The organism is Clostridium estertheticum (assembly GCF_026650985.1).
In the GTDB taxonomy this organism is placed as follows: domain Bacteria; phylum Bacillota; class Clostridia; order Clostridiales; family Clostridiaceae; genus Clostridium_AD; species Clostridium_AD estertheticum_C.
On the sequence record NZ_CP086239.1, the window covers coordinates 2,269,113 to 2,285,681 of the forward strand.

A 16,569-nucleotide genomic window follows, 5' to 3' on the forward strand; every position below is an offset into this window, starting at 1 on the left:
TAATGCTCTCCCTGTTAGATTTAAATTATGTTTTCTAGTGTTGGCTCCTTTCTGCTCTTTTATAAATTAATTATGTCACAGATTGGATCTCGATACATCAAAAAAGCTATGAACAGAGTATTAGATTGCCTTAGTGCCTCTATTTTAGAGTCCAATGGAGCATATAATACCTTGAATGAATTGAGTTAAATCTTGATAATTACAACTTTAGTATTGTTTTCAACTCATCTAATCTACCTTTTGACAAAGGTACGGAACTCTTTATTTTATCGTCCAGACCTAGACTGTAACTATTCCTTGTCCAAGTAATTATTTCTCGTACTCTTTGTAAATTTACTATATACGATCTATGACATCTGAAAAATCCAAAGTATTTTAATCTTTCTTCCAAATCAGTAAGAGAAATAGTACAAGGAAACTTTTCTCCACTAATATATATATTGCTAATTCCCTTGTCACTCTCAATATAATCAATCTCTATCGGATCAAACAGCAGAATTTTATCCTCTATTTTAACCGGTATCTTCTCAATTTTATATATTTCGTTTGTACTGACCAATTTTTCTATAGGGATGCCATCCACCCCCTTATGCATTTCCTCTTTCTGGCAGTCATACTCTTCTCTATTATTACTTAATGATACCAATCCAGCTGCATCTAACCGATACGCTTTTTCGCTGATCATTATCGTATCTTTAAAAAGCACGGAGGTGATCAACACAGCTGTTCCACTAGAACATAAATCATCTATGTTTTCAATTATTGATATGGCTCCATCCAGCTCCATATTAAGAATTGGCTCCTGAAATATTAACAATTTAGGTTGCTTTAATCTTTCTCTAGCAAAGCTTACACGTCTTTTTTGTGAATAACTTAACTTATTAATTTTAGTATTGGCAATGTCCAAAAGTGCCAGCCCCATCAATATTTCTTTATAATCAACCTTGTTTCCAAAAATATCAGCAAAAAACTTCATATAACTCTCTATCGTCATATTTTCATAAAGAGCATCTTCTCTGAGCACAACTCCTATGCTAGCCATGTTTTTTTTAATATACTCCAAATTTTTAATACCCTCTATAAAAATCTCACCTTTTCCTGGTATTTCTTTTCCCAATATCAAATTTACCAGCAAATCACTTATCTCATTGCTACATTCTATACTTACAGAGTTTCCTTTATCTATATTAATATCTATGCCTTTCAAAATATTATTCTTTTTCTCTTTATACAAGCCTTTAATTTTAAACATATAAATCATCCTTCAACCTTTTTGTTAATAATTATAGCATAGTTTCGGGCTAATTATTTCTCTATTTTACTTAGATAATTCTTTTTCATAACATATAGAAATCACCTTTTCTATTGCTTACGATTCCGCTCTTAGCTTGACAATATTTTTTCTATCATAATAACCATATAATAATATAATATCAATTATCCTCCATTAATTGTACAACTAAATTACGAATTCCTCTTTATTTAAAAAAATCACTTTAATTTTACTTTAGCATATTATGATTATTAATACTCGAAAATAGAAGAGTTTAGTTTACAATTAATTCTAAAAACAAAGGAGGTGTTTAACATTAATAACTATGATAAAGTTGAATCTAGCCATATAGAAAAACATCCACCTTCCCTGATCAAGAAAGATCTATCTCAAAAAGTTGCGATCTCTGACTTTAAAGATGAGCAGTTGTTTCAAAATCTTAAAAACTATATAGACTGTAATGTAGATGGCATGGACTAACCTTTTATAATAGCAACAGATATATTCGATTTAGAAAAAGTTGAAGATATAAAAAAATACTTATAGAAAAACAAGTGAAAAAGCTATGAGGAAATTCATAACTTTTTCACTTGTTCTTTTGTAATCAACTTTATATAAAATTAATGACCATTATTTACTGGGGAATGATCAATTGCTTCAAAAGCGTATATTCAAGAAATTTTATTTTATTGTTAAATTTAATTAGATTTAGAATCCTTTTTAACTTAAATTTAACTACCTACAAGTCAGTGATTTCAGTAAATTTTTAAATATTGATCTCATTTACTTAATTAAATTCTAATTAAATTCTAATTAAATTCTTGCCATAATAAAGCGATCATTTACTGAGTTACTGTTTAAAATAACTACTGAATTGCAACATATAAATAGCAATGCACTTTGCCATCTTTCGTATATTCACTTGGAACAGTGCTCTCAAAATCTGCTGTAAAGGTTCTATGTATATCGCCCGATTTTTGCTCAGACCATACCTTTTCCCATGCCTTTCTCGTACAAACACTTATTTCTCCATTTCCATCTTTTTCATCGTATTTTTTATAAAAGCCTTTACTTACTTCTGTATCCATCTTTTGAAAGAAGTCTGTTGTTACAGCCATTATTGTTAGATCATAATCTCCATTTTCATCACTGGAATAATTACTGTATTTTGAAATTGGAGAAATACCCTGTTGAAATACATGTTCACTATCAAAAATAATAGGTAGTTTTCCACTTGTAATATCATTCCAAATATCACCAATATTATTCATTCCTTCTTTGGAATTATTCGTTCTTATTGTTATTTCATTTAATTTATATGCCATACTCTTACTCCTCCTTTAAAACGATAAAATGGTGCCACCCACATGGCAAGTGGCAAGTGCAAAAAAGTATATCTGTAAATATTACTTTATCTCAGTTCCACCCCATTCAACAACAGTAAATCCTTTTCTTATAAATGGTTTTAGTCATTCCCCTTTATCACAAACCCATTAGACATGTCCCACTTATTATTAGAAACTCCTTCCCAATATAAATATGAATATTCTCTGTTATCCGAAATATTAGTTAATGTGCCATCCGGATGAGCTTTTACTTTCCATCCATCATTATATTCTGGATAGGTGCAGGTAATCTTACCTTTATACGCAAGTTTTACGCTAACCGTTTGCTGCGATTTAGGATACAAATAAATTACAGGTTTCTTAGTAGTCTCCTGTGATCCAGGTTTCTTAGTAACCTCCTGTGATCCACAACCAGTTAATAATACCAAAATTAATGATAAACTTAAAATAAGGCCTTTTGATTTTAATGCCTTCATATTTTGCCCTCCATAATATTACGTTAAATTTCGCAGATATTTTTACCCTACATAAAGTTTACCATAAAAAACAATATTATCAAATATATTCGACTTAAAAAGGTTGAAGATATAAAAAACTACTTATCAAAAAACATGTGAAAAAGCTATGAGGAAATTCATAGCTTTTTCACATGTTCTTTTGTAGTTAACTTTAGATAAAATTGATGACTATTATTTACTTAATTAAATTCTAATGCACTACCATACTTAATAATAAAACCATAACTAAACCGACCACAGATATTATGGTTTCAAGTACTGACCAGGATTTCAACGTTTCTGGTATTGATAAATTGAAATATTCTTTAAACATCCAAAATCCGGGATCATTAACATGTGAGAATATTAAACTTCCGGCTCCAGTCGCGAGTACCATAAGTTCAGGACTAGCACCTGTTGCTACAACTAATGGTCCAACAATACCTGCTGCTGTAAGTCCAGCTACAGTTGCAGATCCTAGTGCTATTCTAAGTATTGCTGCTATTGACCATGCAAGTACTAACGGTGAAATGGTTGATCCTTTCATGATTTGAGCAACATAATCTGCAACTCCACTATCTACTAAGACTTGCTTAAATGCTCCACCTCCACCTATTATTAATAAAATCATAGATATTGCAGCTATTGATTCAGTTACAGTTTTCATAACTTCTGGCATCTTTTTACCGTTATTTAATCCAAAAGTGAATATAGCTAAGAGTACTGCTATAAGAAGTGCTATTACGGGATCCCCTAAAAAGTTAGTGTAATTTAAAATAGGTGAAGTTTTTGGTAAATTAATAGTAGCAATAGCTCTTGCTGCCATAAGTATTACTGGCACTAAAGCTGTAAACACACTTATGCCAAAACTAGGCATTTCTTTATCCGTAAATGTCTTAGGATTATATAAACCTTTTGGTATATCATGTTCCATATGTTTTAAGAATTTTGTAAGTACAGGACCCGCAAAAATTACTGCTGGCACGGCACAAACAATACCATAAATTAAAGTCTTACCTAAATCTGCTTTATAAATAGCAGCTATAGCTGTAGGGCCCGGATGTGGTGGTAAAAATCCATGAGTCGCAGATAATGCTGCGGCCATCGGAACTCCTATGTATAAAAGTGGAATATCAGCAGCTGCTGCTATTGAAAACACAAGTGGGAGTAAAAGTACAAACCCTATTTCATAAAATAAAGCAATACCAACAATAAACCCAGTTAATATAACTGCTAATTGTATATGTTTTTTCCCAAACTTATCAATTAGTGTAAGAGCTATTCTTTGAGCTCCACCACTATCTGCCATAAGCTTACCAAGCATAGCACCAAAACCAAGTACTAGTGCTAGAGATCCGAGTGTACCACCAACGCCCTTCGTTATTGAAAGTACAACACTTGGAAGTGGCATACCTTCCATGATACCTACTGATAATGCTACAATAATTAATGACAAGAAACCATTTAATTTAAAAGCTATCATAAGAACTAGTAATAACGCAACTCCGAAAACAACAATTAATAACGGCATAATAAAATCCCCCTCTTATTTTTGTAGTAAACCAACCTTATAAACTTATCACTATCTCGCAATCGTTTTCTTTTTTCCAATAAACGCCATTAGTTGTTCGTAATTTGGATAACCTTCCATATCACCCTTTACAAGGACTGCCATAGCGCCAACTCCATTTGCATATTCTCCACATTCTTTGAGATCTAATTTCTTTAACATTCCAGAAAGGAACCCTGCAGCAAACCCATCTCCTGCGCCTACTGTATCTTGAGGGTTTTCAAGTTTATATGCATTTACATATAAACCTCTGTCTTTATCTGCTATGTAACACCCTTCTTCTCCAAGTTTAACCGCTACAACGCTACACCCCATCTTTATAAAACTATCTGCAATATCAGTAGGCTTTGTAAATCCAAGGAGCATTTCCCCCTCATCTATACCTGGAAAAATTATATCTGATTGTTTAGCAATTTCTAGCAGAACTGGTATTGCCTCTTCTTTTGTCCATAATTTAAGTCTAATATTAGGATCAAAAGAAACTAGTACCTTATTTGCTTTTGCGACTTCTATTGCTTTGAATAATGTTTTTCTGCAGCTTTCAGAAAGTGCAGGTGTAATTCCAGTAATGTGAAGTATCTTTGCATCTTTAATATACGACTCATCTAATTCTTCTGCTTTCAAATCACTAGCTGCTGAACCTTTCCTATAGTAATAAACATTTGGATTAGAATGCATAAACCTTTCTTTAAATAATATGCCTGTATTTTTTCCAGATTCAAAAATCACTCTGGATACATCAACACCTTCACCTCGAATTGTGGACTGTATATACCTTCCAAATTCGTCATCTCCAAGTTTCGAGAACCAACCAACTTTATGTCCTAATTTTGCAAGCGCGATTGAAACATTTGATTCTGCGCCTGCAATTGATTTATTAAAGTTTTGAACGTATCTTAATGGGCCTGAAGAATCCGGGCCAAATAAAACCATAGATTCTCCAAAAGTAACTACATCCATAATACAGCCTCCTATATCTTCATGACATACGGTATGAACATAAATCTATTCCATATATCCACCCTTCATTGCAGCTACTGCACATTTAGTGTATATACCGAGTATTCCTTTTGTATATTTTCTTGCTGGCCTTACCCAACTCTTTTTCCTTATTTCTAAGATTTCTTGAATTTCGCTTTCAGTTTTTTCTTGTCCTTTTACTCCTATAATGCTAAGTTCGCGGGCAACTATATCAATTTTTATAAGATCATTTTCCTCGACTAGTGCGATAGGTCCGCCTTCACTTGCCTCGGGTGAAACATGACCAATAGCTGGTCCTCTAGTTGCTCCTGAAAATCTACCATCAGTAATTAAAGCTATAGATTCAACTAACTGCGGGTCAGATGCGATAGCTTCTGTTGTATAAAACATTTCTGGCATTCCAGATCCTCTTGGCCCTTCATATCTTATAAACACTGCATCTCCAGGCTTAATATCTTTTGTTAATACCGCTTTTATAGCATCTTCCTCACAATTAAATACTCTAGCTTTTAAAGTAACCTTCATTAGCTTTTTAGATATAGCTGAATGTTTTACTACTGCGCCACCTGGTGCTAGATTTCCTTTGAGTATTGCAATTGCTCCCTGAGCTTGAATTGGATTTTCTTTAGTTTTTATAATATCTTCTTTGCTTACACCTATTGCTTCTAAGTATTTATTACAATTCTCATAATAACCATTGCTTTTTAGGTCCTCTAAATTCTCACCTAAAGTTTTTCCAGTTACAGTAATCACATCTAAATGTAGGAATTCCTTTATTTCTTCCATTATTGCTGGAACGCCACCTGCATACCAAAAATATGATCCAGGATAAAATCCACTCGGTCTTATGTTTAATATAAATGGAATTTTTTTATGAATTTCATCAAATAATTCAGGATCAATGTCAATTCCAAGTTCATGTGCGATAGCTGGAATATGAATTAATGCATTACTTGAACCTGCTATTGCCGCATGCACCATAATAGCATTTTCAAAAGCTTTTTTAGTCATTATTTCAGATGGTTTGATATTCATTTCTATTAATTTAAGAACATGTTCTCCTGCAATCTTTGCATTAGTTTTTAGTTGTTCTAATGTTGCTGGGACTAATGCACTTCCAGGCAATGCAACGCCTAGTGCCTCTGCCATTATTTGCATTGTTGATGCAGTACCCATAAATGAACAAGCCCCACAACTTGGACACGCATTATGTTTGTAATATGTAAATTTTTCTTTTGTTATTTCTCCTCTTTCATATTGAGCACTATATGTTCCTATTTGTTCTAAAGTAAGCATATTAGGACCAGCATTCATAATTCCACCTGGCACCAAAATTGCCGGCATATCAAGTCTTGCAATAGCCATAAGATGTGCTGGTACAGATTTGTCACAACTTGTAATAAATATTCCTGCATCAAAAGGTGTTGCTTGTACATGTATCTCTATCATGTCTGCCATAATTTCTCTAGAGGGAAGGGAATAATTTATTCCATCGTGACCTTGCGATTCTCCGTCACATATATCTGTTACAAAATATTTAGCAGGTCTTCCACCTTTGTTATAAACTCCACTACAAGCTTCCTCAACTAATATATCTAAATGTGCACTTCCAGGATGACTATGACCGTAACTACTTTCTACAATAATTTGTGGTTTTGAAAGTTCATCCACGGACCAACCTGAACCTAATCTTAACGAATCTATTTCTGGTGCTATTTCTCTTAATTGTTGACTCTTTAACATTTTAATCACCTCATATTTTATTTTGTAGTTGTATGACATAAATTTTCAACTGTAACCCTTTAACTGCTATATAAAAAAATTATTTAACCCATTTTTGATTTATACGTTCATAGTTGTCCTACAACTTATATTTATATATTAATCAGTAAACGGTTTTATGTCAAGACTTTTTTTATATTAAATAATTATATTTATGTGTTTGTCTGTTTTTTAAAAATAAAAATGCCCTATAGAATAGACAATTTTTAATCGTCTATTCTATAGGGCAAATATTATATTAACATTTTTTATTAATATCTATTTTTTTATGTAAATCTTAAATTGTTGAACTATTTCATTTAATTTTTGAGCAAGTTCTGCTTGCCCTTGTGCTGTTAATGCCACTTGCCCTATAGCCTGCGCCGTTTCATTCATACCCTCTTTTATTCTACTTACTTCTTCACTTGAACTTTGTGAAGACTCAGCCATATTTTGAACTGCTTGACTTACTTGCCCAACCGTTGCTGTAATTTCTTCAGACATAGCTGCTATTTCCTCAGACATTTTACTTACAAAATCTGAATCATTATAATACTGCTTTCCTGTTTCTGCATATGCACTAAATTGTTCTTTAACATGTGTGTTTATAAATTCTAATAAATCACAACCTGTATCAATACTACTTTTGAATGCTCCTTGAACCTTAACAATAGTATCTTGAATATTTATTACTGCTTGTGCTGACTGCTCTGCAAGTTTTCTTACCTCATCTGCTACCACTGCAAATCCTTTACCTTGTTCCCCTGCTCTTGCTGCTTCTATTGCAGCATTTAATGCAAGAAGATTGGTTTGCGAAGCTATATTTCCGATAGTATCTGCCATAACTTTTATGCTATCTACTACTTTTCCACCTTCAATTGCTTTCTCCATATTTTTTTGTTTTTCTGCATATAGTTTTTGAGTTTCATTTATTGCCTTTTGACTATTATCCTCAACTTTAGTAGCTCTTTTTTTAAATTGATATGAATTGTTACTTCCCTCCATAGCCTTTGAGGATAATATATTCTTCAAAATTCTTAGCAGAAAGTGGTTTGCTATAATAAAATCCTTGAATTATATCGCAACCATATTCTTTTAATGTTATCATCTGTTGTTCTTGCTCAACCCCTTCTGCCACAACTTTCATGTCTAAAATATGGGCAAATTCTATAATGTTTTTAATTATAAGATTCTTTTTATTATCACAATTTATAAAATCAATAAAGCTTTTATTAATTTTAAGCGTATTTAGACTTAGGTTACTTAGCTGAATATACGAGGAATAACCAGTTCCAAAATCATCTATAGCTATTTTAATACCTTTTTTTATAATTTTACTGATCATATTATTTGAAAGATCAGTATTCTCAATAACAGCACTTTCTGTTATTTCCAATTCTAAGACATCTGGTGATACCCCATACTCATTTAAGATTTGTCCTATATATTCTGGTAAATGCACATCCTTAAATTGTTTTGCTGACAAATTCACAGCTACATTTCTATACTCAACTCCACTTTCTTCCCAAGTTTTTATTTGTTTGCATACTTTTCTAAGTACATATCTCCCCAGGTCTATAATAATGCCTGTTTCCTCAGCAAGATTTATAAATTCAATAGGTAAAATAGTTCCTAGTTCATCATCATTCCACCGAAGCAGTGCCTCAACACCCATGAGTGTTTCACTATCCAAATTAATTTTAGGCTGATAGTACACGTCTAACAAATCATTTCTGATTGCCTCTTTAAGATTCTTTTGCATTTTTTCTTTTTTAAATATCTGAGATTCCATTGAAGTGTTGAATATACTAAAACAATCTCCCTCTTGTTTCTTTGCATAATTTAAGGCTATGTAAGCATTTTGAATTGCAGTAAATATATTTTCACATTTTGTATTTACATAAATCCCCATACTAATTGTTAAATTTATGGTCCTACTTCCTATTATAAATTTATTTTTTAAATCATTTAGTATTTTTCGAGCATAGTCATTAACGTGTTTTTCTTTAAAAGAAATTATTAGAAATCTATTAAAACCACAATATACAACTATAGATTTTTTGTTAAAAATATTTGATAATATCTTAGCCACTTCTTTAAGCAATTTATTACATAAATCATATCCCAAATTCTCATTAAGAATATTAAAGTTTTCTACATCTATATTAATAGCTTGATAATTACAGTTACCCTTATGCCTCATTACCTCAGGTAGCATATAATCTATGTAGTTTTTATTTCTCAATCCCGTTGTAAAATCAAATTAAGCCCTATTGTAGAGATCATTATCTCTTACCATACTATTCCTTTTATACATACATTACTCCTTTTTACATTTATCGCCTTATTCTAGATTTAAATTTATTTAAACTTCAATAAAATCAACAAAATTACTATAATAATAGAATTCTTCATAATATTGTAATGAATTTTATTTCAAATAGTGTTGTATTAGTATTATACTACTCATTTTGTGGTTTTGTAAACATAATTATCCTAAAGTTACAAATTATTTTAATAATTCAATTTTACAGTATTTTATGTTAATATATAAGTGAATGGTAGGTGAGTAACGTTAAACACTTTTATAATAGACTAAAAAAACTTCGTATAGAAAGTAATTTGCTTCAAAGATATTTAGCTGAAATGCTTGGTTTAGCTCAAACAACTATAGCGAATTATGAACAGGGTAAGCGCTTTCCTGATGAGGAAACACTGCAAAAAATAGCAGACTTTTTTAATGTTTCTCTCGATTACTTACTTGGAAGATCCGAAATAAAGAACTACAATGAAGATTTTATACTGAGAGATTCAATACAATTATCCAAGTGTTTCATAGAACCTAAAATGCTTCTATTAAAAAATTCATATTTTAAGGCTTTAATTAATGGTAAATCGCAAAAAGCAAGTGAGATGATTTTAAATGCAGTTACTAGTGATATGATTGATATAAAAAGAATATATAACGACGTATTTGAAAGATCTCTTATAGAAATTGGACAGCAATGGGATATGAATATTATAGATATTTATCAAGAACATTATTTTTCGTACTCTACACAACTTATAATGTCACAGCTTTTCCCTTATTTTCATACCTCTGAGAAAAATGGGCATTCCCTTATATCTTTAAGTGCATCTGGTGATTCACATAATATTGGCATACGTATGGTTACAGATTTTTTTGAGATTGATGGGTGGAATACCTATTTTCTTGGCTGTGACGTTCCATCGCAGAGTGTGATAAAGGCAATAAAAGACCGTAAAGCTAATATAGTAGCAATATCCTGTACAATGCCTAATTATCTTGAGTCAGTGCAATGTTTAATCACAGCTATAAGGAATTTAAAAGATTTTAGCGATGTTAAAATAATAGTAGGTGGGCGACTATTCAATAGGGATAAAAACTTGTGGAAGTCTGTTGGAGCCGATGGATATTCTTCTAATGCGGATGAGGCTGTTAAAATTGCTAATGAATTTATGATAAATAATGTTTTAGAATAACCTTAAATCGATGTTATATATTTAGTTTCAAACTCAAGGAGATACTTTTATGAAGGGTCAATTATCCGTAAACTTAGGTAATTTGCTTTTATCTTTATCAGAAGTAGTGGATTAGCAAATCCCTTGGTTGCGCAACATTGACGTAGAACAAACCCGCCCAAGCCCCATCTGTCTATTAAACATAAAAATGCCCTATAGAATAGACAATTTTTAATAGTCTATTCTATAGGGCAAATATTATATTAACAATGATTTTTATTAATATCTATTTTTTTATGTCTCTTATTGTTCGTTCTATATGTCTTTTTGCAAATAATTTTGCAAGTTCTGAATCTCTATTTTTTATAGCCTCTAATATGAGTTTATGTTCACTAAGCCCTCCAGAAGGTCCTAAATTATTGTACAATAACTTTTGATGGGCCCTTAAAAGATTTTTTAATATTTCGTTTACTTTTATAATCAAGGGGCTATTGCTTCCTTCCACAATTTTCATATGAAAATTTAAATCTTCTTCAGTAAATTTTTCAAAATCATCTTGATACCTTATCATATTGTTATAACATCCCTCTATTTCATTTGCTAAATCATCGCTACATCTCTGGGCGCAAAGCCCTGATGCTTCTGACTCTATGATTAATCTAAATTCTAATATGTCATTATAATTATCTTGACCTAGGGTAATCATAGGTATTAAACTATTTAAATAAACAGATGGCTTTAAATCATTAACAAAAGTACCTCCACCTCTCCTTTTGCTGACGATATTAACTGCAGACATTTTTTCTATAGCTTCTCTAACAGATACTCTACTTACTTGCAACTCCTCAGCAAGTTTAAGTTCTGACATAATTTTCATTCCTGGTTTATATTCTCCACTAATAATTTTTTCTTGTATTACATTAAAAACTTTATCACTAGTTCTTGTATCCTTCATCTCTTAATTCTCCTATATATCATTAATTTGAATTTATCAATATCTAATAAATGCATTATTATTTTATTTTACATTAATAGTATTATATCATGTGTTATCTATATAAACACTAATCAAATTCTTATAATAAAATCTGCTTCTTTGATAGATGCGTTTATTTCCAATAGATTAGCACTAACGCTTGCAGTATTTAAAGATACAACTATTTGACCTAATTCTACTTTTCTTGTAATATTAATTGGAACTACTAATGAATTTATGATAAATAATGTTTTAGAATAACCTCAATCATTGTCCTAAATATATAACATGAGACAACACTACTATAATAGTTTCAAAATCAAGGAGATGATTTTATTAAGAGTCAATTATCCGTAAACTTAGGTAATTTGCTATTATCTTTATCAGAAGTAGCCGATTTAGCAAATCCCTTGGTTGCGCAACATCAACATAGAACAGCATTTATTGCACTTGAATTATCAAAAACAGCCAATTTAGAATCCGAAATTACAGAGAATATTTTTACTGCTGCATTATTACATGATATTGGTGCAATATCTGTGGAAGAGAAAATAGCTATTCATAATTTTAAGGAAATAGATGAAAATATTCATACTATAAGAGGGGAATTATTGTTAGAACAAATACCATGGTTAAGAAAAATTTCGAAGATAGTAAGAAACCATCATAGAAATTGGAACGATTGGGATGATGATATAGATAATCCAGTAGTTTTTTCTTCTCAAATCATTTTATTATCTGATTATGTTGAGAGATTAATAAATAGGAATAAATATATTTTACACCAAGTTAATGATATAGTAACAACAATAAAAAAACTATCAGATACAGTTATACATAAAAATATAGTAACTTATTTTCTTGATTTATCTAAAAGAGAAGAATTTTGGTTAGATTTAACTTCTCCTAACTTATATTCATTGTTATTAATCAATGGGCAGTTTAAAAACATGCAAATAGAACTAGAAGATATCTCATTAATATCCAATTTGTATCGGGATCTAATAGATTTTAAATCTAGATTTATGGCTACTCATACATCTGGTGTATCAGAATGTGCAGTAAAATTATCTGAATTGTTTGGCCTTGCAGAGTTAGATGTAAAATCAATGAGGATAGCAGGAAATTTTCATGATATGGGTAAATTAATAATACCAAACAGTATTCTTGAGAAGCCAGGCAAATTAACAGTTGATGAGTTTGCAATTATAAGGTGTCATACTTATCACACATTTAGGACGTTAAATTCAATTGGGGGTTTGCAACGAATAGCTGAGTGGGCAGCTTATCACCATGAAAAATTAGATGGGAGTGGGTACCCATTTCATCTTACTAGTGAAGAAATTGGTACCGGTTCTAGAATAATTGCTGTTGCAGATATATTTACAGCCATATCTGAAGATAGACCTTATAGAAAAGGAATGGATAAAAACGAAATTTATACAGTTATAAAAAAACAAGCAAATGAAAATTTATTGGATAAAAGGATTGTTGAATTACTATTCGACAACTATGAAGTTATAAATACACAAGTAAAAATAAGACAATCAAAAGCATTAAGTTTTTATGAAACACGTTTTTTATCAATAATTCATGAGAATAAGCGTAAGATATAGATCATTTTATTATACATATGTATGGACCGTTGTTTATTTTGGTACTACTGGATATTTTTCAAAATTAAAACAAATAAATCTTGAATGTTGGAAACTATTAGTGGTAAAATAAATTTTAAAAAGGAAAATATGTCGAATAACAAAACAGGGGGATACATATGAAAAATACTAAAAGAAAACGAATTAACTTAAGAAGTTTAAAGGTTAGATTATTAGTAGTATTAGTCATACTATGCTTAGCTCCCATAAGTATACTAGGAATAATTACTTACAATAAATCTCATGCCATTTTAGAATCTAAAGTTAAATTAACTTCTGCGCAAACATTGGGAGAAGTTAACAGAGGACTTACTAACTATTTAGTTGGAATACAGGGGTATGTGGATATGTTAGCCGCTAATATTGATTTAAAATCATTGCAACAACACCCTGAATTTAAACCTTATGCTTTGGGGGCACTGCAATCTGTTAAAGACAGTAGAAAAGACTTAACTAATGTGTATTTTGCAAGTTCTAATAAAAATACGCTTATTTATCCTATTCAAGGATTGCCTAAAGGGTTTGACCCAACCACTAGGCCTTGGTATACTAAGGCGGTAGAAAATAAAGGAAAGGTAATTTTTACAGAACCTTATATAGATACCAATAGTGGACTAATGACGTTTTCAATTGCAAAAGCTGTAGAGAATAATGGACTAATAGTAGGTGTAATTTCTACGGATATTAATTTAACCACTATGTCTGATAGCTTATCTTCAATTAAAATAGGTAATAACGGATATACTTCTGTGTCAAGCCTACAAGGTTTAATGATTTCTAATCCTGATAAAAGTTTACTCGGAGGGAATGAAGTAAAGACACTGTCTTATTGGAATAATGTTAAAGTAAATAAAGAAGGTGTAGAAAACTTTATTTACAAAGGAGTAAATAATTATTGCATTTATACAACTAATGAATTAACAGGCTGGAAAATTATAGCGTATATGCCTAAGACTGAATTATTAAATGATACAAATGTTTTAAAAAATATTACCCTTCTAATTATTTTAATATTAGGTGTAATAGCCATATTTGTATCCATAATATTGAGTAAGTCCATAACCGCAAAGCTTGATAAATTGGGGCATATATTTAGCAAGGCTTCTAAGGGTGATTTATCAGTGCACGTAGATATAAAATCTAAAGATGAATTTGGTGAACTAGGAAACCATTTTAATATTATGATTAATAATATAGGTAATCTTATTAAGAAGGTTAAAGATACGGCTGAGACTATTGCAACAGCATCTGAAGAAATAAATAAGATGTCTAGTGAAACTGCAGTGGCAGTAGAGGAAGTATCCTTAACTGTCGATCAAGTTGCAAATGGCAGCTCAGATCAAGCTCAAGATATTGCGAATGGTGCAGACTCTGTTCGAAAACTAGGTAATAGTATTGACAATATAAAAACATTAGCTATTAATATAGATACGGTATCTAAAAATACTAACGATTTAAGTGAAAATGGCTTAAATGTTGTGAATATGCTTATAGAGAAAACCGAAGAAGCAAATGCCTCAGCACAAAAGGTTACAGTTGTTATTGAGGAAATGAATACAGTAAGTGAAAATATTGGAGCTATTACTGAAACTATAAATAGTATTGCATCACAAACTAATCTTTTAGCTTTAAATGCTGCTATAGAAGCAGCTAGAGCTGGAGAGGCTGGCAAAGGTTTCTCAGTGGTTGCAGATGAAATAAGGAAACTAGCAGAGCAGTCTGCTTTTGCCACAAAACAAATTCAAGAATTGATTTTAAAGGTTAAAGAAAAATCAGTACAAGCAGTTTTGACAATGGAAGATTCTAAAGATGTAGTCGAGAAGCAGACAAATGCAGTAATAGAGACTAAATCAATATTCAATAAGATTTCTGAGTCTATAAGAAATCTTAAAGTCGGAGCAGATGAAATTTCTTCTTCTATAGCAGAAACTAACATTCAAAAGGATGACATAGTTGATAAAATGCAAAGTATTGCTGCGGTAAGTGAAGAGTCGTGTGCAAGCACAGAGGAAGTTTCCGCAACAACAGAAGAAATAACAGCAACCATGAATGAATTTAGTAATACTGCTGAAAATATGAAAACTCTCGTTGATGTCTTAGAATTAGCAATCTCACAATTCAAGTTATAACCTTGTGTAATTGAATCTAACATAAAATTATTGTTATAATTAGAATAAATTTTTCAACATAATAAGTCTAAATACTTAAAAATATTATTTAAGGATTTAGACTTATTAATTTTTTACTGTTTTTTTGAACATAACACAATCAAGAACCCCATTCATTTATGTGTTGGAGTTACAGAACATCCACTTAGTATAAATACTACAGTTAAAGTTAATACAACTGTTCAGCCTCGGGCTGATAATTATTTAAAAAGAAGTTAGCTAATGTTAATTCCATATAAGGTACTATCCACAATAAAGCTATTCCTAAAGTTACTAATGACACAAACACCCATCCTATATAGCTTAACTCCAAAAGGAATAATTCCATTTTATGACCATACATGTTTTTTTTACTTTTAGCTAGTGCTTTAGTTACACTGATATTATCTTCCACTGCTATAATATAATATGACATCCTGTAGTATAAAGTTATGAAACAAGTAACTATTGCTATAAACATTAAAATAAAGATTCTATCTCCCGGAAAATATATTGCAACTAATCCATTAATTATCATAAGTCCATTAAGTACTAAATATATTACTGACGATGCTATAAGATATTTAAATCCACTAAATATAGTTCCTACACTTACTGTCTTTTTTTTGCTAAGTCTGCTATAAAATATAACTGAACTTAATACTAATGGAGATACTAGTATAGTAACAACATATGATACTGATTGTATGTTAATATGAAATATTAAATTTATTAGTGCGACTAGTATAATTGGTATAAAAGCATATATTAGAGTGAATCCAATGGCTATTCCCCAATTACCACTTAACTGTCTCCTTGCTTGCACTTTGTAATCTGGTTTAATTTTTGCCGGCATATCATTTTCCATATTTGAGTGCCT

12 protein-coding genes and 2 pseudogenes are annotated in these 16,569 nt (G+C 30.9%); 3 read left to right on the top strand and 11 right to left on the bottom strand.

Annotated elements, in window-relative coordinates; all coding sequences use genetic code 11:
* Positions 1-199 precede the first annotated feature (199 nt).
* The 9 genes and pseudogenes from LL038_RS10970 to LL038_RS11010 all read right to left on the bottom strand — a co-directional run.
* Complete coding sequence (locus LL038_RS10970; RefSeq protein WP_216125161.1) at positions 200-1,252, bottom strand: LytTR family transcriptional regulator DNA-binding domain-containing protein; 1,053 nt, start codon at positions 1,250-1,252, stop codon at positions 200-202.
* Between the two features lie 887 nt (positions 1,253-2,139).
* Complete coding sequence (locus LL038_RS10975) at positions 2,140-2,598, bottom strand: AraC family transcriptional regulator (RefSeq protein WP_216125160.1); 459 nt, start codon at positions 2,596-2,598, stop codon at positions 2,140-2,142.
* 140 nt (positions 2,599-2,738) lie between these two features.
* Positions 2,739-3,095 (bottom strand): hypothetical protein, encoded by a 357-nt coding sequence (locus tag LL038_RS10980; protein WP_216125158.1) that lies wholly within the window; start codon positions 3,093-3,095, stop codon positions 2,739-2,741.
* 232 nt (positions 3,096-3,327) lie between these two features.
* Complete coding sequence (gene gntT / locus LL038_RS10985; protein WP_071612179.1) at positions 3,328-4,647, bottom strand: gluconate transporter; 1,320 nt, start codon at positions 4,645-4,647, stop codon at positions 3,328-3,330.
* Positions 4,648-4,698: 51 nt separating this feature from the next.
* Entirely contained in the window at positions 4,699-5,646 is a 948-nt protein-coding gene (locus LL038_RS10990) for a sugar kinase (RefSeq protein ID WP_216125156.1), read from the bottom strand.
* Between the two features lie 45 nt (positions 5,647-5,691).
* Positions 5,692-7,410: a dihydroxy-acid dehydratase gene (ilvD, locus tag LL038_RS10995; protein WP_216125154.1), complete on the bottom strand. Its 1,719-nt coding sequence runs from the start codon at positions 7,408-7,410 to the stop codon at positions 5,692-5,694.
* A gap of 297 nt (positions 7,411-7,707) precedes the next feature.
* A pseudogene (locus LL038_RS11000) lies at positions 7,708-8,451 on the bottom strand (methyl-accepting chemotaxis protein); the annotation flags it as partial.
* The gene (locus tag LL038_RS11005) at positions 8,420-9,220 is read right to left on the bottom strand and encodes an EAL domain-containing protein (RefSeq protein ID WP_326493447.1); all 801 of its coding nucleotides are present in this window, start codon (positions 9,218-9,220) and stop codon (positions 8,420-8,422) included. The pseudogene LL038_RS11000 and the gene LL038_RS11005, both read right to left, overlap by 32 nt.
* Before the next feature lie 39 nt (positions 9,221-9,259).
* Positions 9,260-9,676, bottom strand: a pseudogene (locus tag LL038_RS11010) (diguanylate cyclase domain-containing protein); the annotation flags it as partial.
* Positions 9,677-9,993: 317 nt separating this feature from the next.
* Between LL038_RS11010 and LL038_RS11015 the strand changes: the two are divergent.
* Entirely contained in the window at positions 9,994-10,932 is a 939-nt protein-coding gene (locus tag LL038_RS11015) for a cobalamin-dependent protein (RefSeq protein ID WP_216125149.1), read from the top strand.
* A 265-nt stretch (positions 10,933-11,197) separates the two neighbouring features.
* Here the strand turns inward: LL038_RS11015 and LL038_RS11020 are convergent, their stop codons facing one another.
* Positions 11,198-11,866 (bottom strand): FadR/GntR family transcriptional regulator, encoded by a 669-nt coding sequence (locus LL038_RS11020; protein ID WP_216125147.1) that lies wholly within the window; start codon positions 11,864-11,866, stop codon positions 11,198-11,200.
* A 389-nt stretch (positions 11,867-12,255) separates the two neighbouring features.
* Between LL038_RS11020 and LL038_RS11025 the strand changes: the two genes are divergently transcribed.
* Complete coding sequence (locus LL038_RS11025; protein ID WP_253200310.1) at positions 12,256-13,503, top strand: HD domain-containing phosphohydrolase; 1,248 nt, start codon at positions 12,256-12,258, stop codon at positions 13,501-13,503.
* Positions 13,504-13,661: 158 nt separating this feature from the next.
* Entirely contained in the window at positions 13,662-15,671 is a 2,010-nt protein-coding gene (locus tag LL038_RS11030) for a methyl-accepting chemotaxis protein (protein ID WP_216125145.1), read from the top strand.
* 208 nt (positions 15,672-15,879) lie between these two features.
* Here the strand turns inward: LL038_RS11030 and LL038_RS11035 are convergent, their stop codons facing one another.
* Complete coding sequence (locus tag LL038_RS11035) at positions 15,880-16,557, bottom strand: DUF975 family protein (RefSeq protein WP_216125142.1); 678 nt, start codon at positions 16,555-16,557, stop codon at positions 15,880-15,882.
* Positions 16,558-16,569: the final 12 nt, after the last annotated feature.

What these genes read in the sequence shown, in the direction of transcription:
- LL038_RS10980 (WP_216125158.1), bottom strand. Translation starts at nt 3,095, where the DNA reads ATGAAGGCATTAAAATCAAAAGGCCTTATTTTAAGTTTATCATTAATT.
- gntT (WP_071612179.1), bottom strand. Translation starts at nt 4,647, where the DNA reads ATGCCGTTATTAATTGTTGTTTTCGGAGTTGCGTTATTACTAGTTCTT.
- LL038_RS11020 (WP_216125147.1), bottom strand. Translation starts at nt 11,866, where the DNA reads ATGAAGGATACAAGAACTAGTGATAAAGTTTTTAATGTAATACAAGAA.
- ilvD (WP_216125154.1), bottom strand. Translation starts at nt 7,410, where the DNA reads ATGTTAAAGAGTCAACAATTAAGAGAAATAGCACCAGAAATAGATTCG.
- LL038_RS11030 (WP_216125145.1), top strand. Translation starts at nt 13,662, where the DNA reads ATGAAAAATACTAAAAGAAAACGAATTAACTTAAGAAGTTTAAAGGTT.
- LL038_RS11005 (WP_326493447.1), bottom strand. Translation starts at nt 9,220, where the DNA reads ATGGAATCTCAGATATTTAAAAAAGAAAAAATGCAAAAGAATCTTAAA.
- LL038_RS10975 (WP_216125160.1), bottom strand. Translation starts at nt 2,598, where the DNA reads ATGGCATATAAATTAAATGAAATAACAATAAGAACGAATAATTCCAAA.
- LL038_RS10990 (WP_216125156.1), bottom strand. Translation starts at nt 5,646, where the DNA reads ATGGATGTAGTTACTTTTGGAGAATCTATGGTTTTATTTGGCCCGGAT.
- LL038_RS11035 (WP_216125142.1), bottom strand. Translation starts at nt 16,557, where the DNA reads ATGGAAAATGATATGCCGGCAAAAATTAAACCAGATTACAAAGTGCAA.
- LL038_RS10970 (WP_216125161.1), bottom strand. Translation starts at nt 1,252, where the DNA reads ATGTTTAAAATTAAAGGCTTGTATAAAGAGAAAAAGAATAATATTTTG.